The sequence below is a fragment of the Vibrio sp. DW001 genome (assembly GCF_029016285.1).
GTDB lineage: Bacteria > Pseudomonadota > Gammaproteobacteria > Enterobacterales > Vibrionaceae > Vibrio.
Window position 1 is genome coordinate 1,344,901 of the sequence record NZ_CP091976.1, and the last position, 19,729, is coordinate 1,364,629.

General features: G+C 45.4%; 18 protein-coding genes. 17 read left to right on the forward strand and 1 reads right to left on the reverse strand.

The window, feature by feature from the left end:
* The 17 genes from cbiE (at nt 1) to L3V77_RS23520 (ending at nt 18,101) form a co-directional block, all read left to right on the forward strand.
* On the forward strand, nt 1-1,254 hold the full coding sequence (cbiE, locus tag L3V77_RS23440) for a precorrin-6y C5,15-methyltransferase (decarboxylating) subunit CbiE (protein WP_275137227.1): 1,254 nt from the start codon (nt 1-3) through the stop codon (nt 1,252-1,254).
* A complete protein-coding gene (gene cobI, locus L3V77_RS23445) occupies nt 1,247-2,011 on the forward strand; it encodes a precorrin-2 C(20)-methyltransferase (protein WP_275137228.1) in 765 nt (254 codons plus the stop codon). Before cbiE ends, cobI begins: the two co-directional genes overlap by 8 nt.
* 12 nt (nt 2,012-2,023) lie before the next feature.
* Nucleotides 2,024-3,679 (forward strand): cobalamin biosynthesis protein, encoded by a 1,656-nt coding sequence (locus L3V77_RS23450; protein ID WP_275137229.1) that lies wholly within the window; start codon nt 2,024-2,026, stop codon nt 3,677-3,679.
* 30 nt (nt 3,680-3,709) lie between these two features.
* On the forward strand, nt 3,710-4,582 hold the full coding sequence (gene cobJ, locus L3V77_RS23455) for a precorrin-3B C(17)-methyltransferase (protein ID WP_275137230.1): 873 nt from the start codon (nt 3,710-3,712) through the stop codon (nt 4,580-4,582).
* Complete coding sequence (gene cobM, locus L3V77_RS23460; RefSeq protein ID WP_275137231.1) at nt 4,579-5,406, forward strand: precorrin-4 C(11)-methyltransferase; 828 nt, start codon at nt 4,579-4,581, stop codon at nt 5,404-5,406. Before cobJ ends, cobM begins: the two co-directional genes overlap by 4 nt.
* Entirely contained in the window at nt 5,393-6,766 is a 1,374-nt protein-coding gene (gene cobA, locus L3V77_RS23465) for a uroporphyrinogen-III C-methyltransferase (RefSeq protein ID WP_275137232.1), read from the forward strand. Before cobM ends, cobA begins: the two co-directional genes overlap by 14 nt.
* A 40-nt stretch (nt 6,767-6,806) precedes the next feature.
* Nucleotides 6,807-7,739 carry an adenosylcobinamide-phosphate synthase CbiB gene (gene cbiB, locus L3V77_RS23470; RefSeq protein ID WP_275137233.1) on the forward strand — a complete coding sequence of 311 codons (933 nt, stop codon included), beginning with the start codon at nt 6,807-6,809 and terminating at the stop codon, nt 7,737-7,739.
* A complete protein-coding gene (gene cobD / locus L3V77_RS23475) occupies nt 7,739-8,800 on the forward strand; it encodes a threonine-phosphate decarboxylase CobD (protein WP_275137234.1) in 1,062 nt (353 codons plus the stop codon). Before cbiB ends, cobD begins: the two co-directional genes overlap by 1 nt.
* Entirely contained in the window at nt 8,793-9,386 is a 594-nt protein-coding gene (gene cobU, locus L3V77_RS23480; protein WP_275137235.1) for a bifunctional adenosylcobinamide kinase/adenosylcobinamide-phosphate guanylyltransferase, read from the forward strand. The genes cobD and cobU overlap by 8 nt, the downstream gene beginning before the upstream one ends.
* A gap of 2 nt (nt 9,387-9,388) precedes the next feature.
* Nucleotides 9,389-10,408: a hypothetical protein gene (locus L3V77_RS23485; RefSeq protein WP_275137236.1), complete on the forward strand. Its 1,020-nt coding sequence runs from the start codon at nt 9,389-9,391 to the stop codon at nt 10,406-10,408.
* Between the two features lie 41 nt (nt 10,409-10,449).
* A complete protein-coding gene (locus tag L3V77_RS23490) occupies nt 10,450-11,916 on the forward strand; it encodes a cobyric acid synthase (protein WP_275138238.1) in 1,467 nt (488 codons plus the stop codon).
* An 11-nt stretch (nt 11,917-11,927) separates the two neighbouring features.
* Nucleotides 11,928-13,247 (forward strand): cobyrinate a,c-diamide synthase, encoded by a 1,320-nt coding sequence (locus L3V77_RS23495; protein ID WP_275137237.1) that lies wholly within the window; start codon nt 11,928-11,930, stop codon nt 13,245-13,247.
* Entirely contained in the window at nt 13,241-13,807 is a 567-nt protein-coding gene (locus tag L3V77_RS23500) for a histidine phosphatase family protein (protein ID WP_275137238.1), read from the forward strand. The genes L3V77_RS23495 and L3V77_RS23500 overlap by 7 nt, the downstream gene beginning before the upstream one ends.
* Before the next feature lie 119 nt (nt 13,808-13,926).
* Nucleotides 13,927-15,027 (forward strand): tetratricopeptide repeat protein, encoded by a 1,101-nt coding sequence (locus L3V77_RS23505; protein ID WP_275137239.1) that lies wholly within the window; start codon nt 13,927-13,929, stop codon nt 15,025-15,027.
* 36 nt (nt 15,028-15,063) lie between these two features.
* Nucleotides 15,064-16,701, forward strand: coding sequence for a reductive dehalogenase domain-containing protein (locus tag L3V77_RS23510; RefSeq protein WP_275137240.1), 1,638 nt, complete (start codon nt 15,064-15,066; stop codon nt 16,699-16,701).
* Entirely contained in the window at nt 16,701-17,018 is a 318-nt protein-coding gene (locus tag L3V77_RS23515; RefSeq protein WP_275137241.1) for a hypothetical protein, read from the forward strand. Before L3V77_RS23510 ends, L3V77_RS23515 begins: the two co-directional genes overlap by 1 nt.
* A gap of 213 nt (nt 17,019-17,231) precedes the next feature.
* Complete coding sequence (locus L3V77_RS23520) at nt 17,232-18,101, forward strand: helix-turn-helix transcriptional regulator (protein ID WP_275137242.1); 870 nt, start codon at nt 17,232-17,234, stop codon at nt 18,099-18,101.
* Nucleotides 18,102-18,554: 453 nt separating this feature from the next.
* On the opposite strand, the gene L3V77_RS23525 is transcribed toward L3V77_RS23520, so the two are convergent.
* The gene (locus L3V77_RS23525; protein ID WP_275133889.1) at nt 18,555-19,571 is read right to left on the reverse strand and encodes an IS110 family transposase; all 1,017 of its coding nucleotides are present in this window, start codon (nt 19,569-19,571) and stop codon (nt 18,555-18,557) included.
* Nucleotides 19,572-19,729: the final 158 nt, after the last annotated feature.

Below are 19,729 nucleotides of genomic sequence, written 5' to 3' on the forward strand. Positions count from 1 at the left end.
ATGGCAAGTATTACGGTAATTGGTGTGGCTGAAGATGGTTGTATGAGCTTAACCAGCAGGGCAGTTAATGCTGTGTCGAAAGCCAGATTTGTAGCAGGTCATCCTCGTCATATGGCATGGTTTCCTCAATTCGATGGTGCCTTTCTGGATATGACCCAAGGTTTTTCTGTCTGGTTAAATAAGGTGATCGATGCGTCTGAAGAAGGGGATGTTGTGGTTCTCGCTTCCGGTGATCCTCTTTTCTTTGGAATCGGAACCACCTTACTGAAAAGGTTACCAGCAGAAGAACTTCTTTTTGTTCCAACCCAAAGTTCGGCCCAACTTGCTTTTTCTCGATTGGGATTAACGTGGTCGACGGCTCAGTTTCTCTCTTGCCATGGTAGAGAGCGTGCAGGAATGGTGGCACAGATGCAGTCAGGTCATCTGTTTGCGATTTTGACGGATTATAAAAACACACCGCAAATTGTGGCAAAGCACATGCAACAGTTCAGTGAAACAGGCTGGAAACTCACCGTTTGTGAGCAACTTGGTGGAACAGCAGAGCACATTCGTTCGTTTTCGGTCGAGGAATTGGCCAGCAGCGAAATCTTGTTCGATGGATTGAATATCATTGTCGCGCAACGGAAAAAACACGCAAGATGGGGTGGCAATGGTCAGTTTTCTAATGATGATAGCTTTGTCATGCGTATGCCACAAAAGGGACTGATTACTAAGCAAGCGGTTCGAAATCTTGCTCTTACCAGTATGTGCATTCAGTCAGAGGACACGGTTTGGGATATCGGTGCAGGTTCAGGGTCTATCTCGATCGAGTCCGCTAAATTTGCCACAAAAGGCAAGGTGTTTGCTGTGGAATGCAATCAAACTTGCTTTGAACACATTGAAGCGAATATACGCGCGCATGCAACCGATAATGTTCAGCTTATCTCTGACGCAGCCCCGAATGCGCTGATAGACCTGCCTAATCCCGACGCCGTTTTTATTGGTGGAAGTCGAGGCGCGATGAACGACATTCTTTCCTATGTGTGGGGCGCACTCAATAACGGTGGTCGTCTAGTCGTTTCAGCCGTCACGATGGACACCGTCGTAGACATTTATCAATGGGCCAAATCTAACAACCTAAATTTTGATGCACAGCTAGTGAACATTTCTAATACCCAACCACTGGCGCAATACCTTCGCTATCAGGCGGAAAACCCTATCCACCTCTTTTCAATTGTGAAATCTAAATACCCTTCGGGAGAAATTAATGAATAACGGCAAATTCGGTCAGCTATATGCTGTTGGTGTAGGTACAGGTGATAGTGAATTGTTGACACTAAAAGCAGCGCGACTAATTCAGGAAGCTGACGTTGTGGCGATTCCAGAAAAAAATAAAGGAAAAGCGGACTCATTTGCTTGGGAGATAGTGAACGGTGCATTGCCTGAAGAAGAGATCCCAGGAGAGCGTTGTTTTTTACATTTCCCTATGACACGTGACGCAAACATAAATGTTCCGGCTTGGCGCGTGGCAGCGATGACTATTTTTGAACGTCTCAAGCAAGGTAAATCGGTGGTATTTGTTACCGAAGGAGACCCTTCTGTATTCAGCACATGGGCCTATATTCAAGAAGAGCTTGATGAAATAGCACCCGAGATCGTACCGATTATTGTCCCAGGAATCACCTCAATTACGGCGGTCCCTGCTGCGACAAAGATACCGTTGGCGGATGGAATGGAACGTTTTTGCGTCGTTCCTGCGACCTATGGAATTGAAAGCCTTGATAGTCTAGTAAAAGAATTCGATACCATCATGCTTATCAAAGCAGGTCGAATGATCCCTCAATTGTCGGCGAAACTGAAAGAGCTTGGTCTGAGTGATACGGCGACGTATGTGTCTCATGCTAGCACCGATAAACAAGAGATCTACCATGATCTCGACCAAGTACCGGAAGAGCATCGTTATTTCTCTATGGTTCAATTGTCGATTCGTAGCCGCCGTGGCGTCTTACGTGGCAAACAGTCGGTAGCATAAGTAGGTGAGAAGATGAAACTTGCGATTTACGCCATCACCGTAGCGGGCGAAAAACAAGGGGCTAAGCTGAAAAGGGCGCTCCCTTTTGCCGATTTATTTGTTGCTCCAGTTGCGATAGACGTGTCACCAGACGCGACACGATTGATGTTGCCGTTATCAAGCTTTGTTGCTGATAGGTTTAATCAGTATGACGGCCATATCTTCATCTGTGCTAGCGGTATTGTCAGTCGAATCATCGGACCTTTGCTGAAGGACAAAACAAGCGATCCAGCGGTGGTCTGTCTGGATGAGCAAGCGACGTTTGCTATATCCATGCTTTCTGGTCACCGGGGTGGCGCAAATCAATTAACTGAACGAATTGCCCATGTCGTGAAGGCGACACCCGTTATAACAACGGCATCCGATGTGTCGGAGACAGTCTCGGCAGATATGCTTGGTTCCCCATTTGGTTGGGTTCTTGACGCCAATTCAGAACCGTCAATTACAAAGGTTTCGGCCGCTATCGTCAATGAAGAGCCAGTGATTATCGCGCAACAGACGGGTAATAAAGATTGGTGGAAGTACGACAAGCGCATGCCAGCTAACCTCATTAGTCATACTAGCCTTGATGGTGTCGAAAGTGTCCATTATCGAGGCGCAATCCTCATCAGTGATGAATATCAAGTTGATCTATCCGGCTGGGAAAACAAGGTCGTACTTTGGAGACCAAAATCGTTAATTCTTGGTTTAGGTTGCGATCGAAATACACCCTTGTCAGTATTGAAAGCTGGGTTAGTAGCCTTCAGCGAACAGTTTAATCTCTGTTTAGAATCCGTTGAAGCCTTCGCTAGTATTGACCTAAAGGCGGACGAAGTTGGACTGCAACAATTGTCGGAACAGAATCAGTGGTTATTTAACACCTATCCACCGCACCAACTGGATGGACTTGAAGGTATAGAAAGCCCGTCAGATTACGTCAAGAAAGTGACCGGCAGCAATTCTGTGGCAGAAGCGGCAGCATTAAAACTGAGTGGGACTAAACAGCTTGTCGTGCCCAAATGGGTATTCAAGCAAGATGGTTTCAACATGACGATAGCGTGTTGTCGCCGCGAGTTTACCGAATCTTTGGTCAGGCATAAGCGTAAGAACTGGTTTGGTGAAAAAAAGCATGGCAGCGAAGTTCTGCATGGCGATAGCGAGTCAAACACCAATGAAATCAAAGTAAATGCTTACGGTAATGAAGTAGTAGAAGGCTATCAGTGCAAGCCAAAGCATGTGGATTTGGATCGGCCAATGCTGTTCTATAAACACCATATTTTGATCTGTGAAGGCAAACGATGCGCCAAGGCAGGAAGTAAAAATCTTGCACACGACTTGCGGTCAATCTTAAAAACGATGGGACTGTCGACTGGAGAGCGGCGAATAAAAATAAGCAGAACTATGTGTGCCGGTGCTTGTCGTAATCGTTCGACAATGGTGATCTACCAGCGAAGTGACAAATCTCTTTCTTCTGAAAACCAAGAGCCCTCTGAAAATAATGCGCTTTGGCTGCGAGGTATCGAAGCGTTTTCCGAACAGGAATGGAAAGCGTTGTTTAACGCGTTGGCGAATAACAGGCCGCTTTTCGAAGTGATAGACAATAAATATTTCGCGCAGATTGAAAGCGCGGACGAGACGAACCAATTATGAAAAATATAACACCTGCCGAGGAGGCAAACTGTGGCTAAATTATCTTTGGTGGGATTAGGACCAGGAAGCGTAGATTTGATGTCGATCCGCGCTCAGGAAGTGATTAAACAAGCCGACGTGATAGTGGGTTACGGTCTCTATGTGAAACTTATCTCCTCGCTTATCAACAAACAAGCACTGGTAAGAACAGGAATGACCAAGGAGTGGCAGCGTGCCGATGCCGCCATTAAACTGGTTCAAGAAGGTAGGAATGTGGCATTGGTTTGCTCTGGTGATGCCGGCATGTATGCAATGGCGCCTCTTGTGTTTGAACTGCTCTCTTCGCATCAGATTAATATTGAGGTGGAAACTATTCCCGGAATTACTGCGGCTAATGCTTGTGCGTCGTTAGTCGGTGCACCGTTAGGCCATGACAGTTGCACGATTTCGCTGTCCGATCTATTGACCCCGTGGGAGGTCATTACTCGTCGAATAGAAGCGGCGGCAATGGCTGATTTCGCGATTACCTTTTATAATCCGAGGTCAAAAAAACGTCAAAATCATATTGTAGAAGCGCAACGAATCATTCTTAAACACAGACCTCCGACCACGCCTGTCGCCGTTGTCAATGCGGCCTATCGAGACGAACAGAGTGTGCAGCTTTCGACGCTGGAGAGCTTTACCGATCTTGAGTTTGGAATGAACGCGGCGGTCATTGTAGGGAACGAAAGCAGTTATCGTTTCAAGGACTGGATAGTGACCCCTCGTGGTTACAAGAACAAATACATTTTAGAAGATGGCGAGACACGAGAAGGTCAAACACCAGGACGTTCCCTTGAATACGCTTCAACGGAGTTATCTTTTGTTGAACCGCAACATTCTCTTGATAAAGACATGGTACAAAACAGTAAGGAAGTCGTATGACCGTTTATTTTATTGGTGCAGGACCGGGTGACCCAGATCTGATCACAGTAAAAGGTGCAAAGCTAATAGAGACCTGTCCGGTTATTCTTTATGCGGGAAGCTTGGTTCCTAAAGCGGTTATTGAACGCGCTCATCCAGAGGCGAAAGTGTACAACTCTGCCAGTATGGATCTGGATGAAATCACTAAAGTGTATACCGACGCCCATGAACAAGGACAGGATGTTGCAAGGGTACAGACGGGGGATCTGTCTATCTATTCTTCCCTAGCTGAGCAAACACGTCGACTTAAGGTGCTGGGTATCGATTGGAAAGTCATTCCTGGAGTGTCTTCATTTCAAGCATCTGCCGCCGCTTTGGGCCAAGAGTTGACGCTTCCAGAAGAGTGCCAAACGATTATCCTTTCGCGTGCCTCTGGTCGTACTCCGGTACCAGATAAAGAGAATCTCAAGTCCCTAGCTCGACATGAAGCGACGCTATGCTTGTTCTTAAGCGCAACCTTGATAAGAAAAGTCGTGCGCGAACTTAGCGACGTTTATCCACAAAATTGGCCAGTCTGTGTGGTGGAAAAAGCCTCGCACCCAGAGGAGCGCATTATTCGTGGCACCTTAGCGGACATCGCCGACAAGATGCATGACGCGAACATCCGTTCTACGGCCATGATTATTGTCAGTAAGGTATTTGCCATAGACGATTTTGTTGATTCTAAGCTGTACGATCCCACCTTTTCACACGCATGCCGTAAAGCAAAAGTGGTTGAGCCTTCTTCTTGTCGTGCTTTAGAGGTAGAGACCTCAGTAAAGGGAGAGTCACATGACGAAAGGTAAAGTTTATCTGATTGGTGCCGGTCCGGGGGACCCGGGGCTACTTACTTGCCGAGCAAAACAGTTGCTGAGTACCTGTGATGTGGTGTGTTATGACAAGCTTGTTAGCGCCGCAATCCTTTCCATTATTCCAGAACATGTTCAGTTGCATCAGGTCGGCTATCGTGGTTATCAAGGCATCCATATTGAATACGGTATGCACCCAGATGTAACGGAATTTGCTTTAGCCGGTAAACGCGTCGCTCGACTTAAAGCGGGTGACCCGTGTATCTTTGGTCGCATAACCGAAGAGTGTCGCGATCTAAAACAACACGACATTCCATATGAAATAATACCGGGTATTACGGCGGCATTAGGTGCGGCTTCTTATTCCGGTTTTCCTCTTACAAGCGGTGGTGTGGCGTCAAGTGTCACCTTTGTCAGCGGACATAAAAATACGGAGACGCTTGCGTCATGGAGTAGACTTGGTCAAGCTGGCGGTACATTAGTGCTTTATATGGGAGCCAAAAAACTGGCACAGCATACCCAAAACCTTATCGAAAATGGCAGAAGTTCGCATACTCCTATCGCGTTAATATGTTCGGCGACAAGTGCTGATCATCAATGTATTACGGGAACACTGGGCACTATCGCTGAAAAAGTCGAACAGTCCACGCTTAAAGGACCGGCTTTAGTGATTGTTGGTGAGGTTGTTGCCCAAGCTGAAGAACTCAACTGGAGAAACAGCCTGCCATTAACTGGCGTTAGGATGCTTGTTTGTGGTCAGTATGAAGAAATAGCCTATTTACGTGACAAGGGTGCAGAGGTTATCGCGATCGAAAATACCAGAGTCAGTTCGTTAATAGATAAAGAAGACCTCGACTATCTAGCGACGGCGCCGGAACTCGCTTTCAGTGACTTACCCTCGTTTAATCTTTGGTGGAATGCGGTACAAGAATATCATTGGGACATCAGAAAGTTCGCGATGCCATTGGGCAGTAATAACCGCTTTGTTAGAATGGCGTTGAAAAACATGGGTATTCAAGCAGAAAAAGTGTCTGACAATGCTCTAACACTGACGGTAAATGAAGAGAAAGCGTTTGGTGAAAAAAACCGATATTATCTTGTTGGACGAGTGAATAATGAGCCACTTAGTTATACGATTCCGATGATTAATTGGTTATTAGTGGAAGATATCGCGGTACTTAAATCCATCATTTCACACCATTCTAATGCATTAGAGAGTGCTCAATTGGTTCCATTAAATGAAGAAGTTCGCCAGTGGGCAATCCACCACGGGTATCTTTTAGATAACATCGATTATCCTGATTTCGTTGATATGTCAGACGTATTGAGTTCGCGAGAATGCGCTGATGTTGCCTGATTTCCTGCTCGCTAATGTCAAGTTGACCATAGGGGAAAGCATGTTAGTTAGTGCGGTTGTCCTTGTAGTTGCTTTGTGGTTGGATCGATGGTTTGGAGAACCAAAACGGTTCCATCCATTGATTGGTTTTGGGCGTATGGTAAATAGCCTTGAAAAGACGTGCCGGGCGTATGGGTTTATTAGTGAGAAACAGCAGGGTGTACTGGCGTGGATAATGGCGGTTATTCCCATTGTGGTCACAACGTATATTCTTTTGGCATGGGTCGCGCAGATATCTTTCCCATTATGGATCGGGCTGAATGCGATAGTAGTCTATCTGACCATCGGTGGGACAAGTCTTGTCGAACATGCGCAGAATATCTACCGGCCACTAAAAGCGAGTGATATAGATCAAGCGCGCTATCAGGTGTCGATGATTGTCAGTCGCAATACTGACAACATGGTTGAAAATGAGATCACTTCTTCAACAATTGAGTCTGTTTTAGAGAATGGAAATGATGCTGTTTTTGCCCCTATGTTCTGGTTTTTGATCTTTGGTGCGCCGGGTGCGGTGTTATTTCGTCTTGCTAATACGCTGGACGCCATGTGGGGCTACAAGAACGAACAGTACCTGAATTTCGGGTTCTTTAGCGCAAAAAGTGATGACCTTCTCGGTTGGATTCCGGCTCGACTTACTGCGGTGATTTATGCGTTTCAGGGTGACTTCGCCAGTGCAATGCAGTGTTGGCGGGAACAAGCAAAACAGTGCAGCAGCCCAAATGGTGGCGTCGTGATGACAGCTGGTGCTGGCGCGTTGCAAGTGATGATTGGTGGACCAACCTATTATCATGGGGTACTGCACGACAAAAAACCGATGGGCATAGGCAAGCCTGCTCAATGGAAATCAATCCCCGCGGCCAATCGATTGGTCTCACGTGGGAGTTTTGCTCTCGGTTATCTTTGGTTAATTTGTGTCATCGTAGGAGTAAGTTGATGGCGATTAAACATGGTGGCAATCTGAATAAGATAGCCGCCGAATATGGCACCGATCCAGAATGTTGGATTGACCTGTCAACGGGAGTGAGCCCTTTTACCTATCCGGTAGGAGACGTTCCTCTTTTTGTTTGGAACCAACTCCCTCAAAATAATGATGGTTTGGAAGTGGCGGCTAGGCGTTATTATGGCGGATACTCTGATCCGGTTATTGTCGCGGGATCTCAGGCTGCCATTATCTCACTACCCGCTGTTCTTACTAAAGAAATGGGTCGCTGTGGCACAATATCGTTGCCAAGGGTTGGTTACAAAGAACACCAATATGCATGGACACAATTTGAACAAGATTCATGTCACTGGAAAGTACTGTTTTATGATGGTTTTCCGTCAGAACAACAGATTGCAGAAAGTGACGTGGTGTTGATTATCAACCCTAATAACCCGACGGGTAAGTTTAGCTCTAAGAACGCACTCTCGACAATCAGTCAAAAAATGCAAGAGAAAAAGGGCTACCTTATTGTCGATGAGGCTTTCGCTGACTGTACACCAGAGATATCGATGCTAAGTACTGACGAGCAACGGAGCAGCCTGATTGTTCTTCGCTCGGTAGGTAAGTTCTTTGGGCTAGCTGGGGCCAGAGTAGGGTTTGTTTTTGCGTCGGAAAATATTAAAGGGCAACTCGAAACATTGCTTGGTCCGTGGACGGTTACAGGCCCCGCTCGCTGGGTGATGAAAAAGGCACTATCCGATCACCAGTGGCAAAAAGAGGTGGCACATCGTATCAAGTCAGCATCCATTCGGTTGAGTGGCCTTTTGGGGCAATATCTCGGCGATAGAACCTCGGTTACCGATCTCTTCATCACCGTTTACCTAGATGAGGCGGCTGCTTGTCATGATTTTCTTTGCCAACAACACGTGCTAACACGCCTTTGTGATGAGAAAAACGCGCTTCGCTTCGGTCTGCCAGCAGATGAAACCCAGTGGAATAAACTGGAGTCAGCGTTGTATCTATTGGCAAGAAATAGAGTGGTTGCACGGAACAAGGATCCTATCTATGAGTGAGTTAGAAACCAGCATAGACGCTAAAGATGCTGACGAAACCGTTACTAAGTTAACCGCTACAGAGAACACTGATGTTGAACTGGTACTTGGCGGTGCACGGTCTGGTAAAAGTAGTTATGCAGAAAACAGGGCTAAAGCCTGTGGAAAAAGAGTCATTTATATCGCGACATCTGAAGTCAGAGATCAAGAGATGGCGAAACGGGTAGCAATGCACAAAAATCAACGACCGTCCGAATGGTTGGTTGTTGAAGAGCCGTTTGACTTGTCTGAAACGCTAATGCAATACAGCGACGAGAGCAACTGCATATTGGTTGATTGTCTGACACTTTGGCTAAGTAATTGCCTGTTTGGTGAGCAACCAAGAGAGTGGGCAGAGATCAAAGCCGAATTTATTCATACGCTAAAGACCCTACCTGGGCAAGTCATTCTGGTCAGCAACGAGGTTGGCTGCGGTATTATTCCGATGGGTGAGATGAATCGCCGATTTGTTGATGAGGCGGGTTGGCTTCATCAAGCCATTGCAGCACATATCCCAAAAGTTACCCTTGTGACCGCCGGATTGCCATTAACGCTGAAAGGAAATTAACGATGACTTGGTTGAATTACATTACCTTGAATTCTGTTGCCCCCGTTCCTAACCTGCATTTAATCAGTGATGCTGGCGCGGGTGAAGGATTAATGCAGCTTCATCCAACCAGAGACACAGAGCTCATTGCCTGTGGTAAAGCCAATACCTTTTTAAATGGTGAATATTTGCCATCTCCTCTGCTAGGTAATGGGTCGGTGACTCCAGCGATATTGGTCCATGGGCTTTTTAGTGCTTTGCAAATGAAAGGGTTCAAAATACGTCTTCATTGTTATCAGCTTGGTTTGGACAATGTGCCAGATTTTAGTGACAGCAACATGGACGAGGTGGTCATTCACTCATGCAGAACAGGTGATGAGTCGACCTTAATTCAACAGGTTCTTGTGCCGGAACTCCGTCGCCAAGCGCTTGAGAAAGAAGAACATCTGATCGCGGAATCTGGGATAGGTGGTACGACATTCGCGACACTTTGGTTACGACGCTTACTCGACGAATCGCTCTGGTTTTCGGGGAGTACTAAAGACCCAGAAAAGTTAATTAAAAAATCTCAAGCGGTCGATGATTTATGGAATAAATCGGCATTTTTGGGCAGTGATGTGAGTGGCTATATCAATAATATGGAATGTTCAGACCCGACTCAGCGAGCGTGTTGTGCTCTGCTTAATGCCGATTTGAACGGCCTTAACTTTGCAGGAGGTACAATGGTCTTTGCCCCTGTTATTGCCATGAATGGTAAGACTAAATCAAAGAATGTTTCTGTTGCGACGACCCGTTGGATGCTTGATTCTCGCGACTCGAAAATAGCCGCCGATGCACTACCGGATGAATGCAGTTTAACCACGCCAAAGGTGGATTTTCTTCAGTCAAAATTTGACGCTATTCGGATGTACGAAAGAGGGTATGTCGTTGAAGGCTGTGGTCTAGGAGCGTGTCTGGTCTTTGCAGAACAACACGGTCTCACACACATTGAAATAATAGAAAGTATGGATAATGCGGTTACACATTGGTTTACTGAGGTTTAGATAAACCTATTGGAAAAAGAATGGCCCTAGGAGATAGAAAAATGCAGTCTTGCTCTAAAGCATTAATGGTTCAGGGAACCACCTCTGACGCGGGTAAAAGCGTACTGGTTGCTGGACTTTGCCGAGTGTTGGCCAGAAAAGGGGTCAATGTGGCTCCATTTAAACCTCAAAATATGGCGTTAAACAGTGCGGTTACCGCAGACGGCGGTGAGATAGGGCGTGCTCAAGCGGTTCAGGCTTATGCGTGTCGCGTAGAACCCACAACCGACATGAATCCTGTATTGTTGAAGCCTAATTCCGATACTGGTGCTCAGATTATTGTGCATGGCAAGGTACTAACGGATATGGATGCAAAGGGCTATCATAATTATAAGCCTAAGATGATGCCGTATGTTATGCAGTCGTTTGATAGGTTGCAAAGCACGTTCCAAACCGTTGTTATTGAAGGGGCAGGTAGCCCTGCTGAAATCAACCTACGTGATCACGATATTGCCAATATGGGGTTTGCTGAAGAGGCCGATATTCCCGTTATTATTGTCGCAGATATCGACCGTGGTGGTGTATTTGCACACCTTTATGGCACGTTAGCATTGCTAAGTGAGTCAGAACAAAACCGAGTGGTTGGTTTTGTTATCAATCGTTTTAGAGGTGATATTGCGCTTCTGGTGAATGGTTTGGAGTGGCTGGAAGAAAAGACAGGGAAACCGGTTATTGGGGTACTGCCGTATCTTCATGGATTGATGTTAGAGGCTGAAGACGCGATTGATGTCAGCCAGTTAAATAATGATGAACCGCAGCTAAAAGTGGTTGTGCCTGTCCTGCGACGTATTAGTAACCATACCGATTTTGATCCATTGCGAATGCATCCTAATGTCGATCTTGTCTTTGTTGGCAAACATCAACCTTTGCCTGCGGCCGACCTGATTATTATTCCGGGCTCAAAAAGTGTCCGCAGTGATTTAGCCTATCTACGGGAACAGGGTTGGGACAAGCAGATTGAACGCCACCTCCGTTTCGGTGGAAAAGTGATGGGAGTTTGTGGTGGATACCAAATGTTAGGCGAAAAAATATCGGATCCGTTAGGAATTGAGGGTGAATGCGGTGACAGCAAAGGTTTAGGTTTTCTACCGTTGGAAACAGAGCTTAAAAAAACCAAGCAACTCAAGCAGACCAAAGGAAGTTTGACCCTTCCGGGGCAAGAGACAGCCGAGGTGTTTGGTTACGAAATCCACGCGGGAGAGACCAAGGGCGTGACCGAAGACGCACCGTTAGCACTCGAAGATGGCAAAGATGGTGCGGTGGGGTTCGAAGGCCAAGTGTTTGGCAGTTATCTGCACGGTATCTTTGAGTCACCTGATGCCTGTGGGGCCATTCTTCGATGGGCCGGATTAGAAGAGGCTAAAGGGTGTGACTTTGCTCAGATGAGAGAAGGCGGAATCAACCGTGTTGCTGATGCGATAGAGCAACATCTTGACCTTAAAAAACTCTGGCCGGATCTGGATTTGTAGGAGTAGGTATTATGAATGTCATTAAAGAAAGTTGCCCCGCATTAGTTGTTGCCGCGCCGAGCTCTGGCAGCGGTAAAACCACGGTGGTTGCAGCTATTGCACGGCATTTCACCAATCAAGGAAAGAAGGTTCGGGTATTTAAAACCGGACCTGATTTTATTGATCCGAACTTCCTCTCGTTTGCCTCTCGTCAACCTGTGTACCAGTTGGATTTCTGGATGTGTGGTGAGGAACATTGCAAACAGATGGTGACGGACGCCGCTAAAGATGCCGATTTAATTCTGATAGAGGGGGTTATGGGAATGTTTGATGGTCAGTGTTCTAGCGCAGATATTGCCGCGACACTTGGTATCCCTGTGATGGCAGTTATTGATGCTGGTGCAATGGCTCAGACATTTGGTGCCGTTGCCTACGGTTTAGCACATTTTCGTGACGATATTCAGATGTTCGGTGTTTTTGCAAATCGAGTTGGTTCGGCAGGCCATGCTGAAATGCTCAAAGAAGCGCTGCCAGATTCGTTAGAATTTTGTGGTTATTTGCCCAAGAATAGCGGACTTACGCTACCAGAACGGCATTTGGGTTTGGTTCAGGCGCAGGAGTTGGAAGACCTTGATGAGCGATTAGACCTTGCGGCAGAACTGATTGCTCAAACTGGAGAAATACCATTACCACCAGCCGTAGAGTTTACATCTACAACCCAAATTCGAGTCAAACCGTATCTAGAAGGGACGACTATCGCCATTGCGAATGATACGGCGTTTAGCTTCCTCTATCAGGCGAACCTCGATCTGCTAAAGGAATCTGGAGCCGCTCTTACGTTCTTTTCTCCAATCAATGGTGAGTCGCTTCCCGTGTGTCATTCGCTTTATCTTCCGGGAGGCTATCCTGAGTTATATCTTGACGAATTATCATCAAACACCGAACTGAGATCTCAAATTAGAGCCCACGTGGAGGCGGATAAGCCGGTTGTCGCAGAGTGTGGTGGCATGCTCTATCTAAACCAAACATTGGCGGGTATTGATGGGCAATCCACGTCAATGTGTGGTGTGTTGGATGCCGATTCGCAGATGCAATCGTCGTTGGCTGCCCTCGGTTTGGTTGAAGGGGAGCTAGCTCAAGAGCAGATGTTGCGGGGTCATACATTCCATTATTCTAAAACGAAATCGAAGGAACCGCAGTTATGCATGCCCGTTTCACAGCGTGGTCGCAAGCTTGACCCTGTTTGGAAACATAAAAAGGTTATCGCATCCTATATCCACTGGTACTTTCCTTATAACTTTCCATTGGTGGTCAAAATGTTTAAAGGTGAGTTATTTGGAGATGGATGTTGAGGGTTGTATTGATCCGCCATGGGCAAACAGAATGGAATTTGGAAAGAAGAATTCAAGGCCGCCGCAACAGCGATCTTACCAAAGACGCAATAAGCAAGCTTAAACAAATAGAACTCCCTAAGCTTCGTTACCCTGTTATGTACACAAGTGACTTAGGGCGGGCTCGCGAGTCAGCACGTATTATAGCGAATCTGATTGGTATTGAGTTCACGCAGGATTCTCGCTTGCGCGAGCGTAAATTCGGTGTGCTTGAAGGCAAAGTAGTCAACCAAACACGGCAACTACGCGAACAGTGGCAGGCCTACCACCAACGTTATACAAAAAAGATAGGCAATGAATTTGGCTTCGAATCTGAAACCGATTTTGAACAGCGTATTTGCTCCTTTCTGTTAGAGTTAGATAAGCATCCTTCACAATCAGATATTGTCATCGTCTCTCATGGTGAATGGATACGAGCTTTTATTAATATTGTAGAAGGGATCCCCTCATGGCACAGCGGCCGTGGTATTGAGGCCAATGGATTGCCTGTTATTATCGATACGCTCGTCGAGATAAATTGATATTTATCAATGTTAGCCCTAACGGCTGATTTGTATCCCCCACCTTACTATTTCTACCTTTAGCCCTTAGCCTAATTCTATACCCTACTCATAATAAGGTTATGTTGGGTAGAAAATGAATGGATCATAATAAGGCAAATTGGGTAGAAGACCTGTTTCTCATTCTAGATATTGATGCCACTAAACAGGAGTGGCATCGTAAGGTTGAAGAGACCTTGTTCTCATTGAAAAATGAGGTGCAGTTTATGGTGTCGACATTAAATAATAACGAAAATCAGCTTATTCAAGAGGCGCAGAAGCGTGTAACCGGATTTTATATCAATGGGTCAAGAACCAATCTGACAATGGATATAAGAGTGATAGCCAGTGAAATTCTGCTGCGTCACCAACAACCAGAACTCGCGCTCACGGTATTGCAACCGATAGAAATGGACGGAAGCAGCGAATACCTTATCAACTTTGGCCGGGCTCTGATGCAGATCGGTATTCTTGATCAAGCTAAGCAATGCTTTATGAATGCCTGCGAAAAGAACCCGGAATCACCGGAACCATTTTTTCACCTAGCGTTCTGCTCAAGTGTCAGTGGGGATACAAAAAGCGCCGCTGGTTTTTATAAGGAAAGCTTACAAAAAGACCCGAAACATATAGGCAGTTTAATGAACCTTGCCTACCTCTATTACCAGCTTGAACAGTTTGAAGCTGCCATTGAATACGCCAGACAAGTCATCGTAATAGATAAAAACAACCCGGGTGGTTATCTTACGATGTGTGCCTGTCTTAATGCAACCAAGCGGTTTGTTGACAGCGCTAGCTACATTGAAAAAGCGCGTAAGTTATGCGGTGACAACATTCTTGAGTTGGACGAACTTGAGTGCGTGATCTGTTATGAGCGTAAACAGTATCAGAGAGCGGTTGATCTGGTTACTCGTTATCTGACAGCTTATCCGAAGGCCATTGATCTGCGCTATATCCGTGGAAATTCAAATATTCAACTAGAAAACTGGAATGACGCTCTGGTCGATATGGATGAACTGTTGTCTCTAGAACCATTTGATACACAAACCCTCGAATCGAAATTTATTGTCTTGTATCGGGCTAAGCGTTGGCAGGAAGCTGAGATCGCGTATATCAAGTTGTTAGAAAACGCACCCCATCTGAGAGTTCAATACACAAAAGAATATACAGAAATCAGAACAAACTTAGCAATTGTGATTGGGTAATCCATCGGTTTATCCTTACTTTAAGGAAGCAATTAAATGAAAAAAGACGATAAAGCGGAGAATCCAAGCCGTCGCGATTTCCTCAAGATGGGGGGAGCCACCGCAGCGGTGGCGACCGTCGGCGTAGGAGCAGCGACAGGTTTTGTGTTAGGACGGGAGCCAGATCAAGATACGGGCTGGGGAAGAACCGCAGCAGGAAAAGACATGTTCTTTGATCGCGAACCGTTTCGGGTCGACATCGCGCCCACATTGATTAAGGTGGGTACACAACAACGTCCAGAAAGGGAAGATTTCTTATTCAAACGCCTCGGTATGATAGGAGGTGCGATACAAGGGGGTTGGGATCCTGCTGGTGGGTGGCAAAGTTGCCCAGATGAGCGTGTTGTTAATTACTACCGTAAATTTCCTGCCCGTTGGCCAGAGATCGTTGAAGCATTTAAACAGGGTGCTATCTCTGCAAAGATGCAACATAAATACTTGGATCGCTTCGTCATTGCCCATGCCTATGATCATGCTAACAATGCCTCTATGTATGGCCAGAATGGGGTGGAAATCAACTGGCCTCTTCCTCCTCATGGTGACCCTTCCGTTGCAGATTATAAGAGCATCTATGATGACCAGTATGGCGATCCATCTGCAGGTCGTGTTGGCTTAAAAAGCTCGGGTTTGGTGAGTGAAGAAGATAAGGTCAATGAAAACCGTCCAATAATTAAGAAGCGTGAATTTAAGACTCCTGCTCATGCGAGTAAATTGATTAAAAAGGTGGCTCATCAAATGGGGTGCAGCTTTGTTGGTATCACTGCCATTGACCCGGATTTCATCTTTAAAAACATCATGCGTGGTGTTGAAAATGATGGTGAAAATTGGGGCGATAAAATTCCGGATCATTGGAAGTCGGTCATTATTCTTGGCGTCCCAATGAGCTGGGATGGTATGTACGCGGCACCGGGTTACGGGACGTCTTATGAAGCTTATAGTGAAGTGCGTTTTGCCGCCGGTAAATTAGAGGTATTTTTAAATCGCCTTGGTTGGGCAGGACGAGCCATGGTTCCGGGTGGAGATTATGAAATGACGTTGCCGCCGCTAGCCGTAAAAGCGGGGCTTGGAGAGTCGGCTCGAAATGGCTGCTTAATAACGCCAGAAGTGGGACCCAATATTCGTTTAGCATGTGTGGTCACGGACCTAGAGTTTGAGCATGATAAGCCTATTGATATCGGTGTTCGAGACTTCTGTAATGAATGCAAAATCTGTGCGACATCATGCCCAAGTGGGTCCATTAGTTTAGCGGACGGACCTGATACAATACAACGTGGCTACAAGATCTTCGAGTTCAACCAAGATAGCTGCTATCGCATGTGGTCGTCATTGCCTTCTAATGGTCAACAAGGGTGTCGGGTTTGTATTGCGGTCTGTCCGTATACGCGGCGTAATAATTGGATCCACACCTTGGTTAAGGAAGCGGACCCCCGAGACCCAACAGGATTAACACGAAAAGCATTATTAGCGATGCAACACAACTTTTTTTATTATCCTGATGCAGAGTCTTATGCCGCGCCACATAATGGAGGTCGATTAGCAAACTACCATCAACCTCCAGAATGGTTACGCTCAGAAGAGTTCTTCAAAGGCATTGATAAAGACTGGGATTATGACGGTAACTGGGAGGGATTCTAATGTTTCCACAATCAACGATTTTAGACCCAATTTTTTGGATGGTACTTGGCGCTGTTCAGGTGTTTATTTATCAGTCAGCTAAGCTATGGGCGCAAGATTATGGCCTAAGTATGAATGGCTGGAAGTGGACACTAGTCATGGGTTGGTGGTTTTCTCTTATCCTCACTATCGCAGGTGCATTTACGCTGCTTGGTGAGAATGAAGGTAATGCTGGTTGGTATTTCCTTGGTTTCGTCGGGACGGCAATTATCATTGGAGGCGCGATTTTGCTGAAGATTCTCTTAGTCTTGAGTGAAAAAGCAAAACTGACGGCTTAATGTCTTACTAAACCTTCTGCATGTAACTTGTGGAGGGTTTCCTTTCTTCCTTTCTCTCTATTCTAAAAATAGTTCAATAACCTGATTGATATCAAGGTCATTACCAATGGCACAAATGTATCCTTCAAGGGTCTAAATAGACCTTTAGCCAACGTCCGAATTGGCTATCCTATAAACCCAGAGAGATGAGCTAACCATAGATAGAAATCTAGTATGATAGAAAACATTTGCTTTGATAACGATAGCTACTTGATGGGTATTAGTGTTGGTAGCATAAAGAACCTTATTTTTCGTAGAGGTAAGGAAGAATTGACGAAACCTCATCGAGTCGAGTTTTACGCGTTAATTTTGATCACAGAAGGCAATGGCTACCATTATATTGATAACAAACTCTTCCATTGCCGACCGGGTACGTTGTTGGTGTTAAGCCCGCATCAAGTCCATTATTTTGATTCCCTTTTTCAGTGGGATGGGTATGTTGTCACTTTTCAAGATTCGGAAGTCTTTCCCGTTGATAATTTATCTGCAAACTTCGCGATTACTAAGGCGATCAGAAGTGTTGATAACATGAATGATGTGCTGGATTTGGTAGGACGCGAGTTCAGTATGTTGTACGAAGAGTGTCAGGCCCGTCAAGATCTAGTGAGTGCCAGACTACAAAGAAACTTGCTACAAAGTATTCTTTATAAAATATTTTTTAGGCATAACTACTGTCAACAGGAAATGTGCTGCAGCAAAGAGTTTGGATCTTTCCAAATATTCAGTGACTCGGTAGAGGAAGGTTTTAATCATCGACACAATGTAAGTGACTACACAGACGACGTGCGGATGTCGGTTAAACGGCTCAACTCAGTCTGTCAAAAGGTGAAAGGCGTGTCGGCTAAGCAGGTTATCGATGCTCGATTGATACTTGAAGCGAAACGATTGATTGGTTACACCTCTACCCCTATCTCTGACATTGCGTTTAGTTTGGGGTTTAATGAACCAACGAATTTAGCCAAGTTTTTTAAAAAACATACGAATATCTCACCAACGGAGTTTAGGAATATGTCTAAGTTTTTTTCCGAGAATAATCCCGGCTAATAGAGCGAGTTTGCAGCACTACAAATGGTCGATACTCGTAATTATCACGAATATCAACCATTGTTCCATTCCTTATACGATCGTTTGTTGATCGGTTAGTAGGAGACAGATTTTGTAAACCAAGGCGACCGGGAATCCGTCACTTCGAATAACTCATACTTTCTATTTAGGGTTTGTCCACCATCTCTAGTGATAGGTTGCAACTGTAACTCGGAATTGCCCCAATATATGGTACGTCCCGTTATTGCAAGTAGAGTTAAAAATAACGAGCTGATTTGCGCTAATATATTCAGAGTCTATTAGAGACTGTCATTAGTCTCAGCTCTATGATGAGGTGTGCGCCAGACTGTCCTCACAAAACGAAAAGCATTTTAAGTTGCTGTTTGGGGCAACAGGTCTTCAGTCTGGTGGTCTAACCGTTGTGTCATCTTTAATTCTCATTGCAAATTCTGATTATGTTCTTATTTCAAAAGATTTTTTATGGACTAAAATTGCCCACGCTATACGGGCTATCTTGTTGGCTAGTGCTACCACGGCCACGTTAAAAGGTTTTCGTTTCTTAAGCTCAATAAGCCATGAACCAAAATATTTTTCGACCGACTTATCTCTCCATAAAATTGACCTTGCGGCATGGATAAATAGCGTTCTCAGTTCTTTATTTCCTCGTTTTGATATCCCAAGTAGCGTTGACTTGCCACCCGTAGAATATTGAACAGGAACAAGCCCGATCCATGCAGCGAAATTTCGCCCGTTTTTGAAGTCATTTGGATTACCGACAGTTGATATACAAGCGCTAGCGATAACTGGGCCAATACCAGGAACAGTCTGTAATTGTTTTACTTGCTCATTGTCAGCGAGAATTCTCTCGACCTTGTCTGCTTGTGAGTCTATACGTTCATTGAGGTTCTGATAGTGTTCATGTAGCTCACTCAATTCAAAGATGATTAGAGGAGGAAGGTGTTGATTCTTATCTACCAACCACTGGAATAAACCTTTCATACTAGCGTGCCCTTTTGGCAAACTTATCCCGAACTCAAGAAGGATAGATCCTATTCGGTTCATACAAGCGGTGCGCTCTCTAATATATCCGCTGCGAATTTTCCGAATGGTAGATACCACTTGAGCTGATTCGGTTTTTGCTGAAGAAAACCTCATTGTTGGCCGTGAAGCTGCCTCTGCGATAGCATCAGCATCGATGAAATCATTTTTATTGGTTTTAACGTATGGCTTTACATATTGTGGAGGGATTAGCTTGGCTGTATGACCAAGTTCAGCGCACTTTCTAGCTAGCCAATGAGACCCGCCACACGACTCCATGGCTATAATTACAGGCTCATGGAAAGATAAGAACTCTAGTAATTTCTGGCGAGTAAGCTTTTTCTTAAATAATTGATGTCCAGCTTGGTCATGACCAACTAAATGAAAAGAGTTCTTACCTAGGTCGATTCCGATAATGTGTGAGTTATTCATGTGGCACTTTCCTTTAAAGACTAAACCAGTTCAAGTTTAGCTGAAGGGAGGGACGTACCATCTCATTAAACGTGTTTACTTTGTCATTTACCGATAAATGCTGTCCCTGATTTATCGGCATTATCTGCGCAAACGGAAGCTAAGATGCGGTGCAAGGT

Bases quoted from the DNA above. Each gene is read 5' to 3' on its own strand.
- L3V77_RS23505 (WP_275137239.1), top strand. From the start codon at position 13,927: ATGGATCATAATAAGGCAAATTGGGTAGAAGACCTGTTTCTCATTCTA.
- L3V77_RS23510 (WP_275137240.1), top strand. From the start codon at position 15,064: ATGAAAAAAGACGATAAAGCGGAGAATCCAAGCCGTCGCGATTTCCTC.
- cobA (WP_275137232.1), top strand. From the start codon at position 5,393: ATGACGAAAGGTAAAGTTTATCTGATTGGTGCCGGTCCGGGGGACCCG.
- L3V77_RS23485 (WP_275137236.1), top strand. From the start codon at position 9,389: ATGACTTGGTTGAATTACATTACCTTGAATTCTGTTGCCCCCGTTCCT.
- cbiE (WP_275137227.1), top strand. From the start codon at position 1: ATGGCAAGTATTACGGTAATTGGTGTGGCTGAAGATGGTTGTATGAGC.
- L3V77_RS23515 (WP_275137241.1), top strand. From the start codon at position 16,701: ATGTTTCCACAATCAACGATTTTAGACCCAATTTTTTGGATGGTACTT.
- L3V77_RS23525 (WP_275133889.1), bottom strand. From the start codon at position 19,571: ATGAATAACTCACACATTATCGGAATCGACCTAGGTAAGAACTCTTTT.
- L3V77_RS23520 (WP_275137242.1), top strand. From the start codon at position 17,232: ATGATAGAAAACATTTGCTTTGATAACGATAGCTACTTGATGGGTATT.
- cobD (WP_275137234.1), top strand. From the start codon at position 7,739: ATGGCGATTAAACATGGTGGCAATCTGAATAAGATAGCCGCCGAATAT.
- cobU (WP_275137235.1), top strand. From the start codon at position 8,793: ATGAGTGAGTTAGAAACCAGCATAGACGCTAAAGATGCTGACGAAACC.
- L3V77_RS23495 (WP_275137237.1), top strand. From the start codon at position 11,928: ATGAATGTCATTAAAGAAAGTTGCCCCGCATTAGTTGTTGCCGCGCCG.
- cbiB (WP_275137233.1), top strand. From the start codon at position 6,807: ATGTTAGTTAGTGCGGTTGTCCTTGTAGTTGCTTTGTGGTTGGATCGA.
- L3V77_RS23490 (WP_275138238.1), top strand. From the start codon at position 10,450: ATGCAGTCTTGCTCTAAAGCATTAATGGTTCAGGGAACCACCTCTGAC.
- L3V77_RS23450 (WP_275137229.1), top strand. From the start codon at position 2,024: ATGAAACTTGCGATTTACGCCATCACCGTAGCGGGCGAAAAACAAGGG.
- cobM (WP_275137231.1), top strand. From the start codon at position 4,579: ATGACCGTTTATTTTATTGGTGCAGGACCGGGTGACCCAGATCTGATC.
- L3V77_RS23500 (WP_275137238.1), top strand. From the start codon at position 13,241: ATGTTGAGGGTTGTATTGATCCGCCATGGGCAAACAGAATGGAATTTG.
- cobI (WP_275137228.1), top strand. From the start codon at position 1,247: ATGAATAACGGCAAATTCGGTCAGCTATATGCTGTTGGTGTAGGTACA.